This window comes from Nocardia sp. TBRC8007 (assembly GCF_056629435.1).
Genome location: NZ_JBWSOR010000041.1, coordinates 14,641 through 33,897, shown reverse-complemented (window position 1 = coordinate 33,897; position 19,257 = coordinate 14,641). Strand labels below are relative to the sequence as shown.

Annotated in this window: 17 protein-coding genes and 1 pseudogene; 4 read left to right on the top strand and 14 right to left on the bottom strand. The window is 65.2% G+C overall.

The annotated features are described in order from the left end of the window. Positions 1–565 precede the first annotated feature (565 nt). From ACX4ZE_RS20715 to ACX4ZE_RS20685, 7 genes are all read right to left on the bottom strand, one after another. Positions 566–1,180, bottom strand: coding sequence for a TetR/AcrR family transcriptional regulator (locus tag ACX4ZE_RS20715; protein WP_480275134.1), 615 nt, complete (start codon positions 1,178–1,180; stop codon positions 566–568). Between the two features lie 5 nt (positions 1,181–1,185). Beyond that, positions 1,186–1,962 carry an enoyl-CoA hydratase family protein gene (locus ACX4ZE_RS20710; RefSeq protein WP_480275133.1) on the bottom strand — a complete coding sequence of 259 codons (777 nt, stop codon included), beginning with the start codon at positions 1,960–1,962 and terminating at the stop codon, positions 1,186–1,188. A 10-nt stretch (positions 1,963–1,972) separates the two neighbouring features. Beyond that, the gene (locus ACX4ZE_RS20705; RefSeq protein ID WP_480275132.1) at positions 1,973–3,136 is read right to left on the bottom strand and encodes an acyl-CoA dehydrogenase family protein; all 1,164 of its coding nucleotides are present in this window, start codon (positions 3,134–3,136) and stop codon (positions 1,973–1,975) included. Between the two features lie 211 nt (positions 3,137–3,347). Further along, positions 3,348–5,402 carry an acetyl/propionyl/methylcrotonyl-CoA carboxylase subunit alpha gene (locus ACX4ZE_RS20700; protein WP_480275131.1) on the bottom strand — a complete coding sequence of 685 codons (2,055 nt, stop codon included), beginning with the start codon at positions 5,400–5,402 and terminating at the stop codon, positions 3,348–3,350. A gap of 8 nt (positions 5,403–5,410) precedes the next feature. Next, positions 5,411–7,009, bottom strand: coding sequence for an acyl-CoA carboxylase subunit beta (locus tag ACX4ZE_RS20695; RefSeq protein WP_480275130.1), 1,599 nt, complete (start codon positions 7,007–7,009; stop codon positions 5,411–5,413). Then, complete coding sequence (locus ACX4ZE_RS20690) at positions 7,006–8,157, bottom strand: acyl-CoA dehydrogenase family protein (RefSeq protein ID WP_480275129.1); 1,152 nt, start codon at positions 8,155–8,157, stop codon at positions 7,006–7,008. Before ACX4ZE_RS20690 ends, ACX4ZE_RS20695 begins: the two co-directional genes overlap by 4 nt. After that, on the bottom strand, positions 8,154–9,869 hold the full coding sequence (locus tag ACX4ZE_RS20685) for an acyclic terpene utilization AtuA family protein (protein WP_480275128.1): 1,716 nt from the start codon (positions 9,867–9,869) through the stop codon (positions 8,154–8,156). The genes ACX4ZE_RS20690 and ACX4ZE_RS20685 overlap by 4 nt, the downstream gene beginning before the upstream one ends. 202 nt (positions 9,870–10,071) lie before the next feature. On the opposite strand from ACX4ZE_RS20685, the gene ACX4ZE_RS20680 reads away from it, so the two are divergent. After that, a complete protein-coding gene (locus ACX4ZE_RS20680; protein WP_480275127.1) occupies positions 10,072–10,239 on the top strand; it encodes a hypothetical protein in 168 nt (55 codons plus the stop codon). A gap of 188 nt (positions 10,240–10,427) precedes the next feature. Here the strand turns inward: ACX4ZE_RS20680 and ACX4ZE_RS20675 are convergent, their stop codons facing one another. Next, positions 10,428–11,189 (bottom strand): ABC transporter permease, encoded by a 762-nt coding sequence (locus ACX4ZE_RS20675; protein ID WP_480275126.1) that lies wholly within the window; start codon positions 11,187–11,189, stop codon positions 10,428–10,430. Continuing rightward, on the bottom strand, positions 11,189–12,196 hold the full coding sequence (locus ACX4ZE_RS20670) for an ABC transporter ATP-binding protein (RefSeq protein WP_480275125.1): 1,008 nt from the start codon (positions 12,194–12,196) through the stop codon (positions 11,189–11,191). Before ACX4ZE_RS20670 ends, ACX4ZE_RS20675 begins: the two co-directional genes overlap by 1 nt. Positions 12,197–12,523: 327 nt before the next feature. Between ACX4ZE_RS20670 and ACX4ZE_RS20665 the strand changes: the two genes are divergently transcribed. After that, complete coding sequence (locus ACX4ZE_RS20665; RefSeq protein WP_480275124.1) at positions 12,524–13,417, top strand: alpha/beta fold hydrolase; 894 nt, start codon at positions 12,524–12,526, stop codon at positions 13,415–13,417. A gap of 537 nt (positions 13,418–13,954) precedes the next feature. Here the strand turns inward: ACX4ZE_RS20665 and ACX4ZE_RS20660 are convergent. Then, positions 13,955–14,677, bottom strand: a complete 723-nt coding sequence (locus ACX4ZE_RS20660) for a MerR family transcriptional regulator (protein ID WP_480275123.1) — start codon at positions 14,675–14,677, stop codon at positions 13,955–13,957. Positions 14,678–14,740: 63 nt separating this feature from the next. On the opposite strand from ACX4ZE_RS20660, the pseudogene ACX4ZE_RS20655 reads away from it, so the two are divergent. Continuing rightward, positions 14,741–14,890 (top strand): annotated as a pseudogene (locus ACX4ZE_RS20655) (DUF6194 family protein); the annotation flags it as partial. 132 nt (positions 14,891–15,022) lie between these two features. Here ACX4ZE_RS20655 and ACX4ZE_RS20650 read toward each other — a convergent pair. Then, positions 15,023–16,408, bottom strand: a complete 1,386-nt coding sequence (locus ACX4ZE_RS20650) for an MFS transporter (protein ID WP_480275122.1) — start codon at positions 16,406–16,408, stop codon at positions 15,023–15,025. Between the two features lie 96 nt (positions 16,409–16,504). Between ACX4ZE_RS20650 and ACX4ZE_RS20645 the strand changes: the two genes are divergently transcribed. Beyond that, the gene (locus ACX4ZE_RS20645) at positions 16,505–17,125 is read left to right on the top strand and encodes a helix-turn-helix domain-containing protein (RefSeq protein WP_480275121.1); all 621 of its coding nucleotides are present in this window, start codon (positions 16,505–16,507) and stop codon (positions 17,123–17,125) included. A 16-nt stretch (positions 17,126–17,141) separates the two neighbouring features. Here the strand turns inward: ACX4ZE_RS20645 and thiG are convergent, their stop codons facing one another. Genes thiG through thiO form a run of 3 tightly spaced genes read right to left on the bottom strand, consistent with a single transcriptional unit; the run spans position 17,142 to position 19,214 of the window. Then, positions 17,142–17,933, bottom strand: a complete 792-nt coding sequence (gene thiG / locus ACX4ZE_RS20640; RefSeq protein ID WP_480275120.1) for a thiazole synthase — start codon at positions 17,931–17,933, stop codon at positions 17,142–17,144. After that, positions 17,926–18,144 (bottom strand): sulfur carrier protein ThiS, encoded by a 219-nt coding sequence (gene thiS, locus ACX4ZE_RS20635; protein ID WP_480275119.1) that lies wholly within the window; start codon positions 18,142–18,144, stop codon positions 17,926–17,928. The genes thiG and thiS overlap by 8 nt, the downstream gene beginning before the upstream one ends. Next, positions 18,141–19,214: a glycine oxidase ThiO gene (thiO, locus tag ACX4ZE_RS20630; protein ID WP_480275136.1), complete on the bottom strand. Its 1,074-nt coding sequence runs from the start codon at positions 19,212–19,214 to the stop codon at positions 18,141–18,143. Before thiO ends, thiS begins: the two co-directional genes overlap by 4 nt. Positions 19,215–19,257: the final 43 nt, after the last annotated feature.

Sequence of the window (19,257 nt, the reverse complement as noted above, 5' to 3'; positions counted from 1 at the left end):
TACTGGAAACGCATCCTGAGCCAACCGACTACTGGAGCATTCCCGGGAAAGCCACCACCATCCGTCCCCCAGCTCCATGACTGGACAGCTCGGAGTACCGAACCCGTCGTACCACCCTGGTCCGGGCGGTGCGGCGAAGTGCCTGTAACCGACGGCACCGTCCGGGATCCCGATCCAGATGGGCACGAACAGTATCGGCTGTCCGCCACTGGAACCATGACCACCACCCTGCAGGACGAAGAAAAGACGGGTCCGCCGAGCCCGATGAGTGCGAGTACGGCGGCGGGCAGCAGGGCCACCGCATATAACGGTGCCGAAGCATGCCGATCACTGGGGCGCGACTACGCAATATCGAATGTCACGTGCGGGTGAGCACCGCAGCGCATCACTCATCGACTTGTTCATCGCCGCCAACGCGGCACATCACGGACTAAGCACGGCGACAACGACTTCGCTACCATCGCGCGCTACGCACCCGAGTTGAGACAACACAACGTCCACGACATCATCTGGCGTCGAGAACGCTCCGGATATCGCGCACGAACCGGTCGATTGCGCACACCACTCAGCGCGGCGCGTGTAGGGCGGCATGCAAAGTCGCCGCCCACTGCTGCACGATCTGCTTACGCCGAGCCGAATCGTCGGTGAGCAGATCCGCCAAACCGAGGCCACGGGCCAGGTCGAGAGTCGCCTGAACCAGATGATGGGCGACCGGATCGGAGTCGTCCACGCCGAGGGCCTCGACCGCGCGACGGTGGGAGGCGCGCCCAAGGCGGCTCTCGATCGGAAGGATGCGTTTACGCAGTACCGGGTCGGCGGCGGCATGGGTCCACACCTGCAGAGCTGCCTTGAACAGCGGGCTGGTGTAGGACTCGACCAGGCCCGCTACCACTGCCTCGGTACGGGCTGGGCCGTCGCTCAGCTCCGCCAGCGTCGCCGCCTCCTGGATGGCCTGCCCGCTGCGCGTGTCGAACATGTACTCCAGCGCGGCGGTGATCAGATCTTCCCTGGTCGGGAAGTGATGCTGCGCCGCACCACGAGACACCCCAGCGCGCTCGGCGACGACGGCGACCGTCGCGGCCGCCCAGCCCATATCGGCCAGGCAGTCGATCGTCGCCTCTAGCAGGCGTTGCCGGGTGACCCGGCTGCGGTCCTGCTTGGGTTCATGGGGTGTCGCCATGGCTGCTACTCTGCCCAGCTCGGCGAGCGGCGCTGCAAAAAGGCCAGCATGCCCTCACGTACTTCGGGGGTGCCGAAGAAGCTCGCCGAACGCTGCGCGAGTTCTTCGGCCGAGGCATCGAACTCAGCGAGAACGCCGGCGTTGACCAGCCGCTTGGCCTGGGCGAGACCCTGCGGCGACCCTTTGCGTACCTCGCCGCACAGCCGGGCCACTTCAGCCGACGGGTCGTCGGCAGTCACCGTGACCAGGCCGATCTCCTGTGCCACCGCGGCGCCGAACTTCTCACCGGTCAGGTAGTACCGACTGGCCGCACGCGGGCTGAGCCGGGGCAGCAGGGTCAGCGAGATCATGAACGGCGCCAACCCGATCCGCACCTCGGTGAGCGCGAAACTGCTGCCAGGCCCGGCCACGACGATGTCGCATCCGGCCACGATGCCCATACCGCCTGCTCGCACATTGCCATCGATCTGCGCTATCACCGGCTTCGGTGTCTCCACCAACCTGCGCAGCAGGCCTATCATGACCCTGGTGCGCTCGTCGGCGGCCACGGCGGGATCGGCGTCGCTCGCCTCACTGAGATCCGCGCCCGCGCAGAAGGTGGTTCCGGTGTGCGCGAGCACAGTGGCGCGTACCTTCTCGTCGGCCGCGGCGGCATCGAGCCCGTCCAGCAGCTCGGTGACCAGTTTGGTCGACAGCGCGTTGCGATTATGCGGCGAGTCGAGGGTGAGCGTCGCGATACCGCCGCTCACCTCGTAGCGGACGAACGGCCCCGTCTCGGTCATGTGCGTCCTCTCAGTACGACTTCGGCAGACCCAGCGAGTACTGGGCGACGAAATTCAGGATCATTTCCCGGCTGACCGGCGCGATACGGCCGATCCGCACGTTGGCGAGCATGGTGGCCAGGCCGACGTCGCTGGTCAAGCCCGAGCCACCATGGGTCTGGATGGCCTGGTCCAGCGCTTTGATGCTGGCTTCCCCTGCCGCGTATTTCGCCATATTGGCGGCTTCCGCGGCGCCCATCTCCTCGCCCGCGTCGTAGAGGGCCGCGGCGTTGCGCATCATCAGCTTCGCCATGTCCAGCTCGATCTTCACCTGCGCGAGCGGATGCGAGATACCTTGGTGCGCACCGATCGGTGACTTCCACACCGTGCGTTCCTTGGCGTACTCCACGGCGCGGGCGATGGCATAGCGGCCCGAGCCGATGGCCATGGCGGCGCCCATAATGCGCTCCGGGTTCAGCCCGGCGAACAGCTGCATCAGTGCCGCGTCCTCCTTGCCGACCAGCGCAGTGGACGGCAACCGGACGTCATCGAGGAACAGATTGAACTGGTGGTCCGGCTCGAGGATCTCCATCTCCTGCGCCGTCTTGGTGAAGCCTTCGGCATCGGTCGGCACGATGAACAGGGCGGGCTTGAGCTTGCCAGTCTTGTGGTCCTCGGTGCGGGCCACGATCAGCACGGCATCGGCCTGATCCACACCGGAGATGAAGATCTTGCGGCCGTTGAGGATCCAGTCGCCTCCATCGCGGCGCGCGGTGGTGGTGATCTGGTGAGAATTGGAACCCGCGTCCGGCTCGGTGATGCCGAAGACCATCTTGCGCGAGCCGTCGGCGATTCCTGGCAGCCATTCCCGCTTCTGCTCATCGGTACCGTACTTGGCGATGATGGTGCCGCAGATAGCCGGAGAGACCACCATGAGCAGCAGGCCTGACCCCTGCGCGGACAGCTCCTCCTGCACCAGCGACAGCTCGTACATGCCCGCACCACCGCCGCCATACTCCTCGGGCAGGTTCACCCCGAGAAACCCGAGCTTTCCCGCTTCCTCCCACAGTTCGGTGAGCGGCTCACCCTTACGTGCCTTGGGCAGCGAGTAATCACGATAGCCGTACTTCGCGGCCAGCGCGGCGACGGCGGATCGTAACGCCTTCTGCTCTTCGGTTTCGATGAAGCTGCTCATCAGTAGTTCTCCTGTATGTCGTGGGAGCTCTCGCACCCGGTCGGCCCGATGAGCGCTACGCGATCATGACTCATCAGGCCCTGTATCCTGCGGGAGCTCCCGCACCCCATCGGCCCGATAAGCGCTACGCGATCATGACTCATCAGGCCCTGTATCCTGCGGGAGCTCCCGCACCCCATCGGCCCGATAAGCGCTACGCGATCATGACTCATCAGGCCTCCTGTGTCCCATCTCCTGTGGCGGGTTCTACGACCGCGAGTACTGCGCCGACATCGACCTGCTGGCCTGCCGTGACATTGATGGCACTGAGCACGCCCGCGGTAGGCGCAGCGATAACGTGCTCCATCTTCATCGCCTCTAGCCATAGAATCGGCTGTCCCTGTTCGACATGGCTACCCGCCTCGGCCCCGAGCCGGATCACACTGCCCGGCATAGGCGCGAGCAATGAGCCGATGGCCACCTGATCGGCCGGATCACTGAACCGAGGCAACCTGCGCACGGCTACTGGGCCGAGTGCAGAGTCGACATAGACCTGATCTCCATAGCGTGCGATATCGAACTGCCTGCGTACTCGGCCCCGTTCCCCCGGAACCGATAGCACAACACGATCCGGCGCGCAGGTGAGAAGTTCGAGCCCATCGTGTCCGTCCACCATGACACCGGCTCGGCCGAACCGGTAGCCCACCTCATGGGTCCCGCTGCCACGGCTGTCATAGGACTTGCGCTGCGACTGCGACGGCAGATTCCGCCAACCGCTGGGCAGCCCACCGCCTACCCGAGCGCCCGCGCGGTTCGCTGCGGCGTCGGCAAGCGCGGCGGCCACAATCGACAACGCTTCGTCGGACTCCGAGACCAAGGGCGCGGCGAGGATATCCATGCCGTGTGTGCTGAAAAACGCGGTGTCGGTGTCACCGGCCAAAAAGGCGGGATGACGCAATATCCGGACCAACAGGTCGCGATTGGTGACCAGGCCGTGGATCTTCGCCCGGTGCAGCGCCGAGGCCAGCAAGCGTGCGGCCGCATCCCGTGTTTCGGCGTAGGAGACGACCTTGGCCAGCATCGGGTCGTAGTGCACACCGACCACCGACCCGTCCACCACACCGGTGTCCAGACGCACCCCAGGCCGGTCGAGCAGGTCGAATTCGGCTTCCACCGAGGCGATATCGATCCGATGCACCGTTCCGCTCTGCGGCTGCCAGTCGTGCGCCGGGTCCTCCGCGTAGAGCCGGACCTCGATGGAGTGGCCTCGTATCGCGGGCGGCTCAGCGGGCAAAGCGCCACCTGCGGCGATATCCACTTGCAAGCGAACCAGATCAAGCCCGGTGGTGCACTCGGTGACCGGGTGCTCCACTTGCAGTCGGGTATTCATTTCCAGAAAGAAGAACTCGCCCTGTTCGTCAGCGAGGAACTCCACGGTGCCCGCGCCGGTGTAACCGATCGCGCCCGCCGCCAGCCGCGCCGCCTCGAACAGCCGCGCCCGCATCCCCTCGGTGCGCTCTACCAGCGGCGAGGGCGCCTCCTCGATCACTTTCTGATGGCGGCGCTGGATAGAGCATTCGCGTTCGCCGACTGCCCAGATCGTGCCGTGCGTATCGGCCATAACCTGAACTTCGATATGCCTGCCGGTCTCGAGGTAGCGTTCGCAGAACACAGTCGGGTCGCCGAAAGCGGATTCCGCTTCCCGCCTGGCCGCCTCTAGCTGCGGCACCAAATCAACGAGATCGCGCACCACCCGCATACCACGGCCACCCCCACCCGCGGACGCCTTGATCAGTATCGGCAGGTGCGCTTCGGTGACCTCGGCCGGGACCAGCTCGGCAAGGATCGGCACGCCCGCGACGTCCATCATCTTCTTCGCGGCGACCTTGGAGCCCATCTGCTCGATCGCCTCGACCGGTGGGCCGATCCAGACCAAACCGGCGCCGAGCACCGCTTTAGCGAATTCGGCGTTCTCCGAGAGGAACCCGTAGCCTGGGTGGATGGCATCGGCGCCGGTGGCCAGCGCGGCCTCGATGATCAGCTCACCGCACAGATAGGTTTCTCCTGGCGTATTGCCGGGCAGGCGTACGGCGGCGTCCGCCTCCACGACATGTGGCGCCGCGGCATCCGCGTCGGAATACACCGCGACAGTGCCCAAGCCCATCCGGCGGCACGTAGCGAAGACCCGACGGGCTATTTCACCACGATTGGCGACAAGGACATTCGTGACCGGCTTACTTACCGCCCGGCCTGTGCCGCTGGTCGAATCGCTGCGCGATACTGTCATGTTCGGCCTCACATTCGGAAGACGCCGAAACCGTCGGCGCCCTTGATCGGGGAATTGTGAATGGCCGACAGGGTCATTCCCAATACCGTGCGGGTATCGCGCGGATCGATGACACCGTCGTCGTAGAGCCGCCCGGACATGAACATCGCCAGTGACTCGGCCTCGATCTGGGCCTCCACCATGGCACGCATCCCGGCGTCGGCCTCTTCGTCGAACGGCAGGCCCTTCGCCTCGGCCGCGGCCCGGCCGACAATCGAGATGACGCCCGCCAGCTGCGCGCCACCCATGACAGCGGATTTCGCACTGGGCCAAGCGAAGACGAAGCGCGGGTCGTAAGCCCGGCCACACATGCCATAGTGGCCCGCGCCGTACGAAGCGCCCATCAGCACCGAAATGTGCGGCACCTTCGAGTTGGAGACCGCGTTGATCATCATCGCGCCGTGTTTGATAATGCCCCGCTGCTCGTACTCCTTGCCGACCATATAACCGGTGGTGTTATGCAGGAACAGCAACGGGGTGTCGGCCCTATTGGCCAGCTGGATGAATTGGGTCGCCTTCTGCGACTCCTCGGAAAACAGCACGCCGCGCGCATTCGCCAAGATGCCGACCGGATAGCCGTGCAACTCGGCCCAGCCGGTGACCAGGCTGCCGCCGTAGAGCGGCTTGAATTCGTCGAAGTCCGAGCCGTCCACAATGCGCGCGATCACCTCACGCGGATCGAACGGGATCTTCAGATCCGTCGGCACGATGCCGAGCAGATCCTCCTGGTCATATAGCGGCTCGATCACCTCGGCGCGCGGGGCAGGGCCGTGTTTACGCCAGTTCAGGCGTTTGACGATGGAGCGTCCGATACGGATGGCGTCTTGTTCGTCCACCGCGTAGTAATCCGCGAGGCCGGAGACCCGCGCGTGCATATCGGCGCCGCCGAGCGATTCGTCGTCGGACTCCTCGCCGGTGGCCATCTTGACCAACGGCGGCCCCCCGAGGAACACCTTGGAACGCTCTTTGATCATCACCACGTGATCGGACATGCCGGGAACGTAGGCACCACCAGCGGTGGAGTTACCGAATACCAACGCGATAGTCGGGATGCCCGCCGCGGAGGCCTGCGTGAGGTCACGGAACAGCCGTCCGCCGGGGACGAAGACCTCTTTCTGCGTGGGCAGATCCGCGCCGCCTGATTCCACCAGCGAAATCACCGGTAGTCGATTTTCCCGCACGATATCGTTGACACGCAATGTTTTTCGCAATGTCCACGGGTTGGAAGTGCCGCCGCGCACGGTCGGATCCGGCGCGATGATCATGCACTCGACGCCTTCCACCACACCGATACCTGCGACTGTGCTTCCGCCGACGTGGAATTCGCTGCCCCAGCCCGCCAGCGGGCACAACTCCAGGAACGGCGAGTCCTCGTCGATGAGCAGTTCGATGCGCTCACGCGCGGTCAGCTTGCCTCGCTTGCGGTGCCGGGCCAGCTTGTCCGGTCCGCCACCCGCGACCGCCTTGGCGAACTCGGCCTCGACCTCGGCGAGCTTGGCGGTCATGGCTTCCGCGGCGGCCTCGTGTTCGGGCGCGGCAGTATTCAATGTGCTGCGCAGAACGGTCATGCCTGATACCCCAATCGTTTCGCTGCCAATCCGGTCAGGATTTCTGTCGTGCCGCCACCGATACCGAGAATCCGCATGTCCCGGTACTGTCGCTCGATCTCGCACTCACGCATGTAGCCGAGCCCACCGAACAGCTGCACGGCCTGGTTGGCCACCCATTCCCCCGCCTCGACCGCGGTGTTCTTGGCGAAACACACTTCGGCGATCAGATCGGTCTCGCCTTCCGCGGCGCGCTGCGCGACATCGCGGGTGTAGACGCGAGCGACGTCGACGCGCCGCGCCATCTCGGTGACCGTGTTCTGTACGGCTTGTCTGCCGATCAGCGGGCGGCCGAAGGTCTCGCGGTTGCGCACCCACTCAAGGGTCAGATCCAGGCAGCGCTGCGCGCCGGCGTACGCCTGCACCGCGAGCCCGATGCGCTCGCTCACGAACGCACTCGCGATCTGGTAGAAACCGGAGTTCTCCGCACCGACCAGGTTTTCTACCGGTACTCGCACATCCACATAGGACAGCTCGGCAGTATCGGAGGCGAGCCAGCCCATCTTGTCCAGTTTGCGGCCGACTGTGAAGCCGGGAGTGTCCTTGTCGATAATGAGCAAAGAGATGCCCGCGGAGCCAGGCCCCCCGGTGCGCACCGCCGTGACCACGAAATCGGCGCGAACGCCTGAGGTGATGTAGGTCTTGGCGCCGTTGACGATGTAGTGGTCGCCATCGCGGCGCGCGGTGGTGGTGAGGTGTCCGACATCGGAGCCGCCGCCAGGCTCGGTGATCGCCAACGAACCGATCCGCTCGCCCGCCAAAGTGGGTTTCACCCAACGCTCGATTTGCGCGACATTGCCAGAGGCGATGATATGCGGCAGGGAAATACCGCAGGTGAACAATGAGGCGACCAATCCGCCGGAGGCACCGGCCTGGTGCATCTCCTCACAGACGATCGCCGCGTCCACACCGTCACCGCCGCCACCGCCCGCGGATTCCGGAAACTGCACACCGAGCAAGCCGAGAGAGCCCGCCTTCTTGTGCAGCTCGCGCGGAATATCCGCGGTGCGCTCCCATTCGTCCAGGTACGGAAGAACATCACGTTCTACGAATCCACGTACGGTGGAACGCAGTTCGCGGCGTTCCTGGGTATCCCAAAGTCTGGTCATGAAAGCAACTCCACTGGAATATCGAGGTGCCGAGACCGCAGCCATTCGCCGAGTCCCTTGGCCTGCGGATCGAAGCGGGCCTGGTAGGCCACGCCTTGACCGAGCAGACCTGTGATAACGAAGTTCAATGCCCGCAGATTGGGCAGGACATGCCGGGTGACCACTAGCGACGCCGTCTCCGGGAGTAGTTCTTTGAGCTGTGCCACGGTGAGTGTGTGCACCAGCCAGCGCCATTGCTCGTCGGTGCGGACCCATACCCCGATATTCGCGTCGCCACCTTTGTCACCGCTGCGGGCCAGCGCGATAGTCCCCAACGGCACACGGCGGGTTTCGCCGACAAGCAGCGGTTGCGGCACGGCGGGCTCGGCGACCTCGGCGAGCTCGGCGGTATCCGAAGCGGGCGCGATGTCGACGCGAGTTCCCTCCGGTAGCACCGCGATATGCGGTACCTGCGCGGCGTCGACGAACCCTGGCGTGAAGACGCCGTAGGGCGATCCGTTGCCCGGCGGGGTGGTGAAGCTGCATCCCGGATAACTGGCCAGGGCCAGTTCCACCGCGACATTAGCGAAAGCGCGTCCGACCTTGTTCGGGTCCTGGTCGCGGACCACGCAGCGCAGCAAGGCGCTGGCCTGTTCTTCGGTCTCGGCGTCTGGCCGGTCCAGCCGGGCAAGCGTCCAGGTCAGCTCAGCAGGTCTGGTCGGCAGCCAGGACTCCAGCTGGCGTTGCGCCAGTTCGGCTTTCGCCTCGATATCCAAGCCGGTGAGGATGAACTCCATCTCGTTGCGGAAGCCACCGAGAGTGTTCAGCGAGACCTTGAGCCGGGGTGGCGGCGCTTCACCGGCGACGCCGCTGATCGACACCCGGTCCGGCCCCTGCGGGCCGAGCCGGATCGTGTCGAGCCGAGCCGTCACATCGGGGCCCGCGTAGCGGGCGCCCTGGATTTCGTACATCAACTGAGCCTCGACGGTGTCGACGGTGACCGCACCGCCGGTGCCAGAATGTTTGGTGATGACGCTGCTACCGTCGGCATGGATTTCCGCGATCGGAAAGCCCGGCCTGCCCAGATCGGCGAGCTCGGTGAAGAAGGCATAGTTGCCGCCGGTGGCCTGGGTGCCGCATTCGATGACGTGCCCTGCTACCACGGCTCCGGCCAGCTGATCGTAATCGGTCCGGCTCCAGCCGAAGTGCGCAGCAGCGGGGCCGACTATCACCGATGCGTCAGTGACCCGGCCGGTGACCACGATGTCCGCACCCGCTTTCAAGCACTCGGCGATCCCCCACGCACCGAGATAGGCATTGGCGGCCAGTGGAGTGCCGAAACCGAGCTCACCCGCCCTTGCGAGGAGGTCGTCTCCTTCGACGTGTGCGATCTTCGCGTCCAGTCCGAGGTCGGCGGCGACCTTACGCAGTTTCTCCGCCATACCTGCTGGATTGAGTCCGCCCGCGTTCGCAACGATGCGCACCTTGCGCTCCAACGCGAGCCCCAGGCAATCCTCGACTTGTCTGACGAAGGTTTTCGCATAGCCGAGGCTCGGGTCTTTCATCCGGTCGCGACCGAGGATGAGCATGGTCAACTCGGCGAGATAGTCGCCGGTAAGCACATCGAGCTGCCCGCCGTCGAGCATCTCGCGCATCGCGCTGAGCCGATCGCCGTAGAAGCCGGAACAGTTGCCGATCCGGAGCGCAGCCGGATCGGTGACCAGCATACTCATCAGTGGGAATGCCTCCAGTCCGGCGGACCGTCGGGATGAGCCGCGTGCCGCACCCGTGAAGTCCGCGTTCTGCGACCAGCATCACATCAGGAACAAAATAAAGCAAGCATGCGTGCTTGTTAATTGCTTGCAATAGCGCCATCGCAGCTCACCGCACCGATCTCCACCCCCGCGCCGCGGTAGCTCGACCGCGTGCAGCAAGATGAGCACGGTGTCCACCGACGTCACTGTGATCGTTCTGCTCGCCCTGTCCGGGTTTCTGGTCGGCGGCGCGTACACCACCTGGAAGTCGGCCCGGCCGTTGTCCGTCGCGTTAGCGGTCTGCGCGGTCCTCGCCGCAGGCGGCGCTCTGGCCTGGTGGTTCGGTTAGTTCCCTAGTTCGCGCGAACCTGTGGTGCGCGCCCGATGGGCAGATAAAGCAAATGGCCCGGCACCAGAACGCACCGGGCTATTTGCCATGCTGACCGCCGGATAGCGGCGGGTGCGAAAGCGGGGCTCCCGCCCTCCCGACACTCGAACCCGAACAGGCCGGCAGCAGGAGACTCGGGTGGCTGTATGTCAGGCGTCGCGCCGGTTCACCGTGACCAAGGCCACGCCGAAAACGATCGCGACAAAGCCGGTGAAGTACAGCAAGCTGCCCCAAGGCCCCCAGTGCCAGTTGCCGCCAGACGATTCAGCACTAAGAAAGTGGTTCGCGTTCGCGAACGGCAGGAACGGGGTGGCATCGCGGCCGAAATTACCGAACAGCGGGAACAAACTCTCGATGAGCAGCGGCCACAGCACGATCAGCGAGATCGCGGCGGCGGACTGCCGCACCAGCACACCGACGCCCACTGCCAAAAGGACGCACAGGAACGCGTAGATCGGAATACCGTAGATCGCGCGCCAGTCGTCCGCACCGGCCAGGGTCAAGGTCGCGCCCGTCTCCGGACTACTGAGCACCTTGGCCACCAAATAAGCGACAAAGGCCAGCACCACGGTCAGCAGCGCGCCGGCTATACCGACCACCCCGGCCTTGGCGAGGATGACCTTGTCCCGGTGCGGGGTGGCCTGGAAAGTCGTCCGAATGAGGCCGAAACGGTATTCATTGGTCACCGTCAAGGTCGCCATGATCATCAGCACTATGACGCCGAAGCCACTGACTCCGCTCACCGCAGTCGAGGCCGTCAGAACGAGCGGACTACTCCCGCTGGAAGACAGCCCGACTGTCCAGGTCACCAATGCGGCCAAGCCGAGTCCGAGGGCGATGATGATCGCCGCGCACCACCATGTCGACTTGGTCGAGGTGAGCTTGATTCGTTCCGCTGCCAGCACGCCCATCAGAGCGCACCTCCCATCGCTGTATGAGTCTCGGTGCCCGGCGTGGTCGCGCCCGCTGCCGCCGAAGGACCCGGCGCTCCCGCGAGATCGACGCCGGTACTGCGGTATTGCACGGTACCGCCGGTCATCCGCATGAACGCCTCCTCCAAGGAGGCATGTTGCCCGGCCAACTCGAACAGCGTGATGCCGTGTTCGCTTGCCAGAGTGCCGATCGCCTCGCTGGAGGCATCCGCTACGACAAGCGCGGGGCGGTCGGGGTTCGCGCCGTCCTCACGAACGGTCATCCCGTTCGAGGTGAGCACGCTGCGCAACTGATCGAGCTGCGGGCTGCGCACCCGGACCCTCTGCTCAGAGGCCCGCTCGATGAATTCTTGCGTGGACGAGTCCGAGATGAGCTTGCCGCGGCCGATCACCACCAGGTGCTCGGCGGTCTGCGCCATCTCCGAGAGCAAATGGCTGGAGACCAGCACGGTGCGGCCCTCGGCGGCCAATCGCTGCATGAACCGGCGAACCCACAGGATGCCCTCCGGGTCGAGGCCGTTGACCGGCTCGTCGAAAAGCAGCACCTCCGGGTCGCCGAGCAGCGCGGCGGCCAAACCGAGCCGCTGCGACATGCCGAGCGAGAAACCGCCAGCGGCCTTGTTCGCCACTTCGGTCAGACCGACTAGCCGCAGCACCTCCTGCACTCGGGACTTGGCGATATCGTTGGAGGCGGCCAACCACTCCAAATGAGCGCGCGCTGATCGGTTCGGATGCACCCATTTGGCGTCCAGGAGCGCGCCGACTTTGCGCAGCGGGTGGTCCAGCTTGTGATAAGGCTTGCCCTGGATCAGCGCGGTGCCCGCAGTGGGCCGGTCCAATCCGAGAACCATCCGCATGGTGGTGGACTTGCCCGCCCCGTTCGGTCCAAGGAACCCCGTCACCTGTCCCGGTTGGACAGTGAAGGTGAGATCCTGCACCGCGACGGTCTGCCCGTAGCGCTTGGTCAGGCCGCTCAACTCGATCATGCTGCCCAGCATTCCGTAAAACGAGACGGTGCGCGTCGGTAATTGGTGGCAAGCCAGATCATCCTAGAGGATGAGATCGGTACGCCGATTCACTTCGTCCCGGCATGGTGGCTATCGCGACAGTCGTGGCCACCCGGTCGGGTGCGCGGCGAATAAACGGTTTCGACCGCATCCGGCGTGGAAAACATCGGTAACCGGCCGAATGCTCGACGACCCGGACACCCACACCGGCAAGGTTCGGCACGATCACGATGTCAGAGACCAGAACGAATGGTTTCAGTCCGCAGGCAGCCAGGAATCGACCCACGCACGAGGAGGAACCTCGCCATGCCCGCACACGACGAGCCGACCACACCGCACCCGCGGCGCCCGTCCTGGGTGCCCGAGCAGCTCTACCCCTTCGCCGACCACTATCTAGAGCTCAGCGGGTCCACAATCCACTACATCGATGAAGGCGCTGGGCCGCCCCTTCTGATGTTGCACGGCAACCCCACCTGGTCGTTCCTCTATCGCAACCTCGTCACCGGCCTGCGTGACCGCTACCGGTGCCTCGCGGTCGACTATCCCGGATTCGGTCTATCCACCGCAGCGTCGGGCTACCGCTTCACCCCCGCCGAGCACGCCGACATCATCGACCAGCTGATCCAGCGACTCGACCTGCGCGAGATCACCCTGATGGCGCAGGACTGGGGCGGCCCGATCGGATTCGCCGCCGCCACCCGCCATCCGGACCGGTTCAGCGCCTTCATTATCGGAAATACCTGGGCCTGGCCCAAATCCGACCTGGGCACGCAAGCGTTCGCCCGCTTCCTCGGCGGACCGATAGGCGGCAGGCTGATCCGGCGACACAATTTCTTCGTCGAACGCATACTCCCGGCCGGAGTCCGCCGTACAAAACTGGACGACACCGTACTGAACGCATACCGCGGTCCCTTCCCCACTCCCGTCTCCCGCGAACCGGTGCGCATATTCCCCCGAGAAATTCTCGCCAGCCACGACCTACTCGCCGATATCGAACGCGAGCTACCCGCTGTGGCCGACCGGCCCGCGCTGATCGTATGGGGCACCAGGGATGTCGCCTTCCGCACCGCCGAACGACGCCGGTGGGAGCAGCTGTTCCCGCGCCACCGCACCGTCCCGCTCATCGGCGCAGGCCATTACATTCAGGAAGACGCGCCCGATGAGATAACCACCGCCATTCGCTCTTGGGCGTCTGCCTGAGCAGAAAACAACCTCAGCGCCCTCTGCGCAACCCCCCGGGCCCAGTAGCACACAGCCCCTGTTCGCATATCCGGATAGCGGTCTCCACCTGTCTGAAGCCCTTACTCACCGAAATTCCACGAAAAGCATTCAGCCACAATGCACAATAAGCCGGACTACATGGAGGACATCGGGCGTGGTCGACCCCTTCGGCAACAATCCGAAATCGGATCCGCCGAACCCCATGCCCAGCAAACACTACCAGCGTATCGGTGGAGAGTCGGACCTGTGCATTTCTCCGCCACCGATAGGCTCTGTCCCTACGCGCAGCCCGCAGCGCCGTACACGACGTGAACCAGCCGATAGCGGCAACAACACCACAACGGCGACAACCACCGCGTCCCTTGCCGTGGGCCACGCGACCATCGCCTCGACCCATACCGACACCGCCTCGGCGGACCTTCGCTTCATCATCCACCAAGGTCATCCGAGCGCCGGGCTCGCCGTCGCGGCGCACGGACACCGTAGGCGCATGGTGGCCAGCCGTGCGAAAGACTTTCAGGCCATCTCTGCCGCAAGTATGAGTACAGCGCTGATCGCGGCGGTGGCGTCGAGCAACCCCAGAGAGCGCGTAGCGATACTCGCGTCCCTGGCCGCCAACACAGCCACGACATCGTCAGATCGCCTCCCGCGCGGAAGGTCCAGCAGCAAGGTCCGGAGCGTGTCGATACGGTATCCGGCACTGCGCAGTTGATGGACGATCCGCGCATCCCGAACCTGGTCCGGCGCGAACCGTCGCACTCCTCGCGCAGTGACACGGTCGGCGGCGATCAACCCTTCCGCCTCCCAATGCCGCAGTGTCGACGGGCGAACACCGAGTGCGGCGGCGAGTTCGGACACGCTCATCGAATCCGACGGGCGCACATCATCGATCGGCTCAGCGGATATCACCTCGGCTGCCCGCTCGGCCAGCGCCAGGTCCCTGCGCTCACGGTCGAGCCGGGCGTGCGCGGCGTCGAGCAGGGCGAGCACCTCCGGGACCGGGCGTTCGTGCACGGCGCGCACGATCCGTTTGGCCTCGACCGGACCGACACCCACCGCCAACGCCCGGTAGGCCAGCGCGGAACGCAGGTGAATCTCACTGTAGCTGCGGTATCCCGCAGCGGTGCGTGTCGCGGCAGGCAGCACCCCATCCCGCTCGAGATTGCGTACCTGCTGCACGGAGTACCCGCATCGCCGCGCGATATCGCCCGTACGAATTGCCGAATCGAGGGTTGGCACTCCATTTCTCCTGGTCTTCTCACTCAAAGCCACCACAAGCACATTAATGAAACTCTGGAGCTCATGACCATCGACGAGATCATCGGATTCGTATCCGCCCTTCCCGACACCCTGACCCTGCGACCAGGACCCGGCGACGACTCGCCCGAAATCAGCTGGGGCGACACATTCTTCTACTATTCACCGAGCGGCGTCATACCGAAGACGACCCAGCGTCACCGATACTGCGATAGGGCGCGCCCACCCGCGAGCGCAGTGGAATGGCGGCAGCAGAATTCGGCCGAGCCACCATTTAACTCCGCTCGATGATCAGAACGCGACATGCCGACTCCGTTGAAGAAGTAGTCAGGCCGCTCGCCGCGTCGCATCGGCGACGAAGAACAGGAAACCTCCGCAGGCGGCGACCAGAATCCAGCCAGGGCGGGACGCGGCGGCGAGTCCCGCCGGTGTGGCTGCCGCGACCAGGCCACCGGCGATAGCGATACCGAGTGCGGCGCCGAACTGTCGGGCAGTGGAGGTAATCGCCGCGGCCACACCCGCACGGGCGGGGGGCAGTCCGCTGACCGCGGTATTGGTGATCGGCGCGTTGGCGAAGCCGAACCCGATACCAATGAACAGGTATGCCGACAACAGCAACGGAACACCGGTGTGCTGGTCGAGCCCGACCAAGCACAGTCCGCCTGCCAGGATGAAGCCGCCGGCCAGGATAAGCGGCAACCGCGGTCCGATCCGGCCGACCAGATGGCCGGACAACGGTGCGCACACAATCGCTCCTACAGCCATGGGCAGGGTGGCCACCCCGGCGGCTAATGGCGTCCATCCTCGAGTCTGCTGCAGGTAAAGGGTATTGAGCAGCAACGTCGCCTGTAGAGCGACGAAGACCGCTACCGCGCCGAGCACCGCGCTGCGCAGGGGCGGACGCCGCAGCAACCGCGGATCCAGCAATGGCTCGCGCCGACGGGTTTCGACCCAGCAGAATCCGATCGTCACCACAACGACAAGGGAGTACGCGAGCAGCGCCGCGCGCGAGGTCCAGCCGATGTGCGGCCCTTCGATAAGCGCGCCGACCGAGATCCCGATGAGCGCGGTCAGCATGACCTGTCCCGGAAGGTCTAGCCGCTGTGCCTGCTCGGCCCGTGACTGCGGCACGAACACCGCAGTGAGCACGAGCGTGGCAAGGATGATCGGCACATTGATCCAAAACACCGATCGCCAGCCGAACTGCGCGATGAGCACACCACCTACGACCGGACCAGCAGCCATACTGAGCCCGAAGACCGAGGCCCAGACACCGATCGCCTGAGCGCGCTGTCGCGGATCGGGTATCGCGTTCACCACGATCGCCAAAGCCACCGGACTGAGTAGCGCGGCGCCGATGCCTTGAGCAGCACGGGCCGCGACGAGCGCGCCAACCGATGGGGCGATCGCGCAGCATAATGAGGCCACACCGAATATCACCAGTCCGAACTGGAACGCTCCTCGGCGACCGAACCGATCCGCCAGCGCACCGGAGGAGATCAAAAGGCTTGCCAAGACGAGGGTGTAGGCGTCTACGACCCATTCCAAGCCACGGGTTCCGACAGCCAGATCTCGCCCGATGGTAGGCAGCCCCACATTGACGGTGGTGGTATCCAGACCCACCAAGAACATACTCAAGCAGCACACGGCCAGCACCGTCCAGCGCCTGCGCGCGCTCAGAGCAGGCTGAACAGTGTGAGTCGCAATGGTCACGAGTCACCTCTCGCATCAGAAGCAGTTGCTCGGCAATGCTCGGGCGAGACGATTACCGCCGTCCACGAAACTTGCGGAAACCGCAAAATGGAGTCCATGGATGCCACAGACTCCACAAACACGGAACTGGAGCAGATCCTCGACGACATCGGGCCCCGGTTACGCACTCTGCGGCGGGAGCGTGGACTCACGCTGGAAACGCTCGCGGCGACGACCGGGATCTCGACAAGCACGCTGTCCCGGCTCGAGTCCGGAAAACGCCGCCCAACCCTAGAGGTGTTGATCCCGCTCGCGCGCACCTTTCGCGTAGCACTCGACCGGCTGGTGGCCGCGCCCGCCACCGGCGATCCTCGGGTACACCTCGAGCCCCTGTGCAGAATTCCTGGCAGCGTCCTCGTGCCGCTGACGCGGTATCCGGGGCGAGTGCGGGTGTTCAAACAAGTGCTGGCGCCCCGGCCGCCGAAGCTGGTGACCCACGACGGTTACGAATGGCTCTATGTTCTGGCAGGTGAGCTACGACTCGTCCTCGGCGCGGACGAACTCGTCCTCCACCCCGGCGAGGTCGCCGAGTTCGACACCCGGCAACCGCACTGGTTCGGACCGGCGAATACGAGCACTGTGGAAATCCTGCATCTGTTCGGACCACAAGGCGACCGAGCTGTCCTGCGTGCCTGCCTCGCTGACCCCGACTGCGCGGCCGACGCGCACTCACCGTGAACACCGGTATCGCCGGTCACAGTTCCTGGGATGACGCCTGCGCCCAGAACCGTTTCGGGATACGCCCTGCTCGGCGAGCCGCGTATCCGGCGCGGACCGCCTCAGCCATGGCGGCAGCCATCAATTCGGGGCGACGCGCCCTGGTCACCGCGGTCGCCAACAACACAGCCGAGCAGCCGAGTTCCATGGCGAGCGCAGCATCGCTGGCTGTACCGATACCCGCGTCCAGGATGACCGGAACCTTCGCCTCGGCGACGATCATCTCGATATTATGCGGATTACCGATGCCCAGCCCGGTCCCGATCGGTGCGCCCAACGGCATCACCGCGGCGCAGCCCGCTTCTGCCAAGCGGCGAGCCAGAATCGGGTCATCGTTGGTGTAGGGCAGCACGACGAACCCGTCATCGACGAGTTGTTCGGCAGCGGTGAGCAATTCGATCGGGTCAGGAAGCAGGGTGCGCTCGTCGGCCACCACCTCCAGTTTCACCCAATGAGTATCCAGTGCTTCGCGGGCCAGCCGTGCGGTGAGCACCGCTTCGGCAGCGGTGCGACAACCTGCCGTATTCGGCAGTGGCGCGATGCGCAGCCGCTTCAGCAGATCGAGTATGCCGGTGCCGCCCGCGGCGTCGATTCGCCGCATGGCAACGGTGGTCAACTCGGTACCGGAAGCCAGCAATGCCTCCTCCAGCACGGCGAGGTTCTCCGCGCCACCGGTGCCTACGATCAAGCGGGAGCCGAATTCGCGATCAGCGATCCGCAATGGCGCATCGGCTTGCACGCCCACGGATTCCGGCAATGTCTCAGCCACCCTGGACCGCCGTGAGCACCTCGATCTGCCAGCCCCGGCCGACCGACTCGTCCCAGCGGGATTTGGGGAACACCACACCATCTACCGCGAGCGCGACCCCTTGGCAGGGCAGATCGAGACGTCCCAGCAATTCGCGCATGGTGAGCGGTTCGGCGAATTCGTGCTCGTCTCCGTTCACTGTGACACCGATGGGGATGGATGACAATGTCATCGGGTTCCTCCTACAGTTGTCGAAAAACGCTGGGGATCAGCGACTTCAGCTTCTATCAGCGGCGCATCCGCGAGCAGGGCCGCCACCGCGTCCACCGTGAGGGGCACCGTCAGCATGCCGTTGCGACCGTGCCCGGTGGCCACGATGATCCGCTCGCTGAGTCTGCCGATCAGCGGCAGGTTGTCCGGGCTGCCCGGCCTGGAACCCGCGCTCGCCTCGACGAACTCGTATTCCCCGATACCGGGGAACACCGTCTCCGCGTCAGCGATCAGGTCACGCACACCCGCGACAGTGACCGTGGTGTCGAAGCCCGCTTCGTATTGAGTAGCGCCGACGACAATCCCATCGGCACGTGGCACCAGGTATACCGGCCTGCCGTGCACCCTGGCCCGAATAACCCGGCGCGGCGCGGGCGTCACGCCTGGTCGCTGCCGCAGCCGCAAGATCTCACCCTTGACCGGGCGAACCGGCAGCTCGGGCCACAGCCGGGCCGACGCGGCTCCCGCCGCGAGCACGATCTGGTCGTGCGGGAGCTCGGTCAGGGATTCCACATACTCAGCACGCACGATCACGCCCGCCGCTTCGGCTGCCCGCCATAGTGCGGTTATCAGCAAACGGTTGTCGATCGCGGGTTCGGTGGGCGCGAGCAGCGCGGCCCGCATTGTGCGGGCCAAGGACGGTTCCAGGGCACGGACACTGGCTCGGTCCAGGATGCGCAGCTCGTGACCACCTGCGCCGACCCAGTCGACCACGGTGCGTAGATCGGCGGCATCAGCCGCATCCAACGCGACAGTCATGGTCTCCTCGGCGACGAAGACCCTGACACCGGTCGCCGCTTCGAGTCGAGCGGCGAACCCCGGCCAGCGAGCCAATGCGGCGGCGCCGAACTCGAGCACCCGATCTTCTCCTGGCCAGCCTTCCGACAGCGGTGCGAGCATGCCGCCGGCGACCCAGGATGCGCCGGTCGCGATCACCGGATCCAACAAGGTCACCGACCAACCGTCCACAGCGGCCCGCCAGGCCACGGCAAGCCCGATGACGCCGCCGCCGACGACGCCAAGAGTCCGCATCTGATTCACCTGCCTCCTATTTAGCATCCCCACGGTAGCGCGA

Excerpts from the sequence above, each read along its gene's own strand:
- ACX4ZE_RS20715 (WP_480275134.1), bottom strand. The coding sequence starts at position 1,180 with ATGGCGACACCCCATGAACCCAAGCAGGACCGCAGCCGGGTCACCCGG.
- ACX4ZE_RS20710 (WP_480275133.1), bottom strand. The coding sequence starts at position 1,962 with ATGACCGAGACGGGGCCGTTCGTCCGCTACGAGGTGAGCGGCGGTATC.
- ACX4ZE_RS20705 (WP_480275132.1), bottom strand. The coding sequence starts at position 3,136 with ATGAGCAGCTTCATCGAAACCGAAGAGCAGAAGGCGTTACGATCCGCC.
- ACX4ZE_RS20700 (WP_480275131.1), bottom strand. The coding sequence starts at position 5,402 with ATGACAGTATCGCGCAGCGATTCGACCAGCGGCACAGGCCGGGCGGTA.
- ACX4ZE_RS20695 (WP_480275130.1), bottom strand. The coding sequence starts at position 7,009 with ATGACCGTTCTGCGCAGCACATTGAATACTGCCGCGCCCGAACACGAG.
- ACX4ZE_RS20690 (WP_480275129.1), bottom strand. The coding sequence starts at position 8,157 with ATGACCAGACTTTGGGATACCCAGGAACGCCGCGAACTGCGTTCCACC.
- ACX4ZE_RS20685 (WP_480275128.1), bottom strand. The coding sequence starts at position 9,869 with ATGAGTATGCTGGTCACCGATCCGGCTGCGCTCCGGATCGGCAACTGT.
- ACX4ZE_RS20680 (WP_480275127.1), top strand. The coding sequence starts at position 10,072 with ATGAGCACGGTGTCCACCGACGTCACTGTGATCGTTCTGCTCGCCCTG.
- ACX4ZE_RS20675 (WP_480275126.1), bottom strand. The coding sequence starts at position 11,189 with ATGGGCGTGCTGGCAGCGGAACGAATCAAGCTCACCTCGACCAAGTCG.
- ACX4ZE_RS20670 (WP_480275125.1), bottom strand. The coding sequence starts at position 12,196 with ATGATCGAGTTGAGCGGCCTGACCAAGCGCTACGGGCAGACCGTCGCG.
- ACX4ZE_RS20665 (WP_480275124.1), top strand. The coding sequence starts at position 12,524 with ATGCCCGCACACGACGAGCCGACCACACCGCACCCGCGGCGCCCGTCC.
- ACX4ZE_RS20645 (WP_480275121.1), top strand. The coding sequence starts at position 16,505 with ATGGATGCCACAGACTCCACAAACACGGAACTGGAGCAGATCCTCGAC.
- thiS (WP_480275119.1), bottom strand. The coding sequence starts at position 18,144 with ATGACATTGTCATCCATCCCCATCGGTGTCACAGTGAACGGAGACGAG.
- thiO (WP_480275136.1), bottom strand. The coding sequence starts at position 19,214 with ATGCGGACTCTTGGCGTCGTCGGCGGCGGCGTCATCGGGCTTGCCGTG.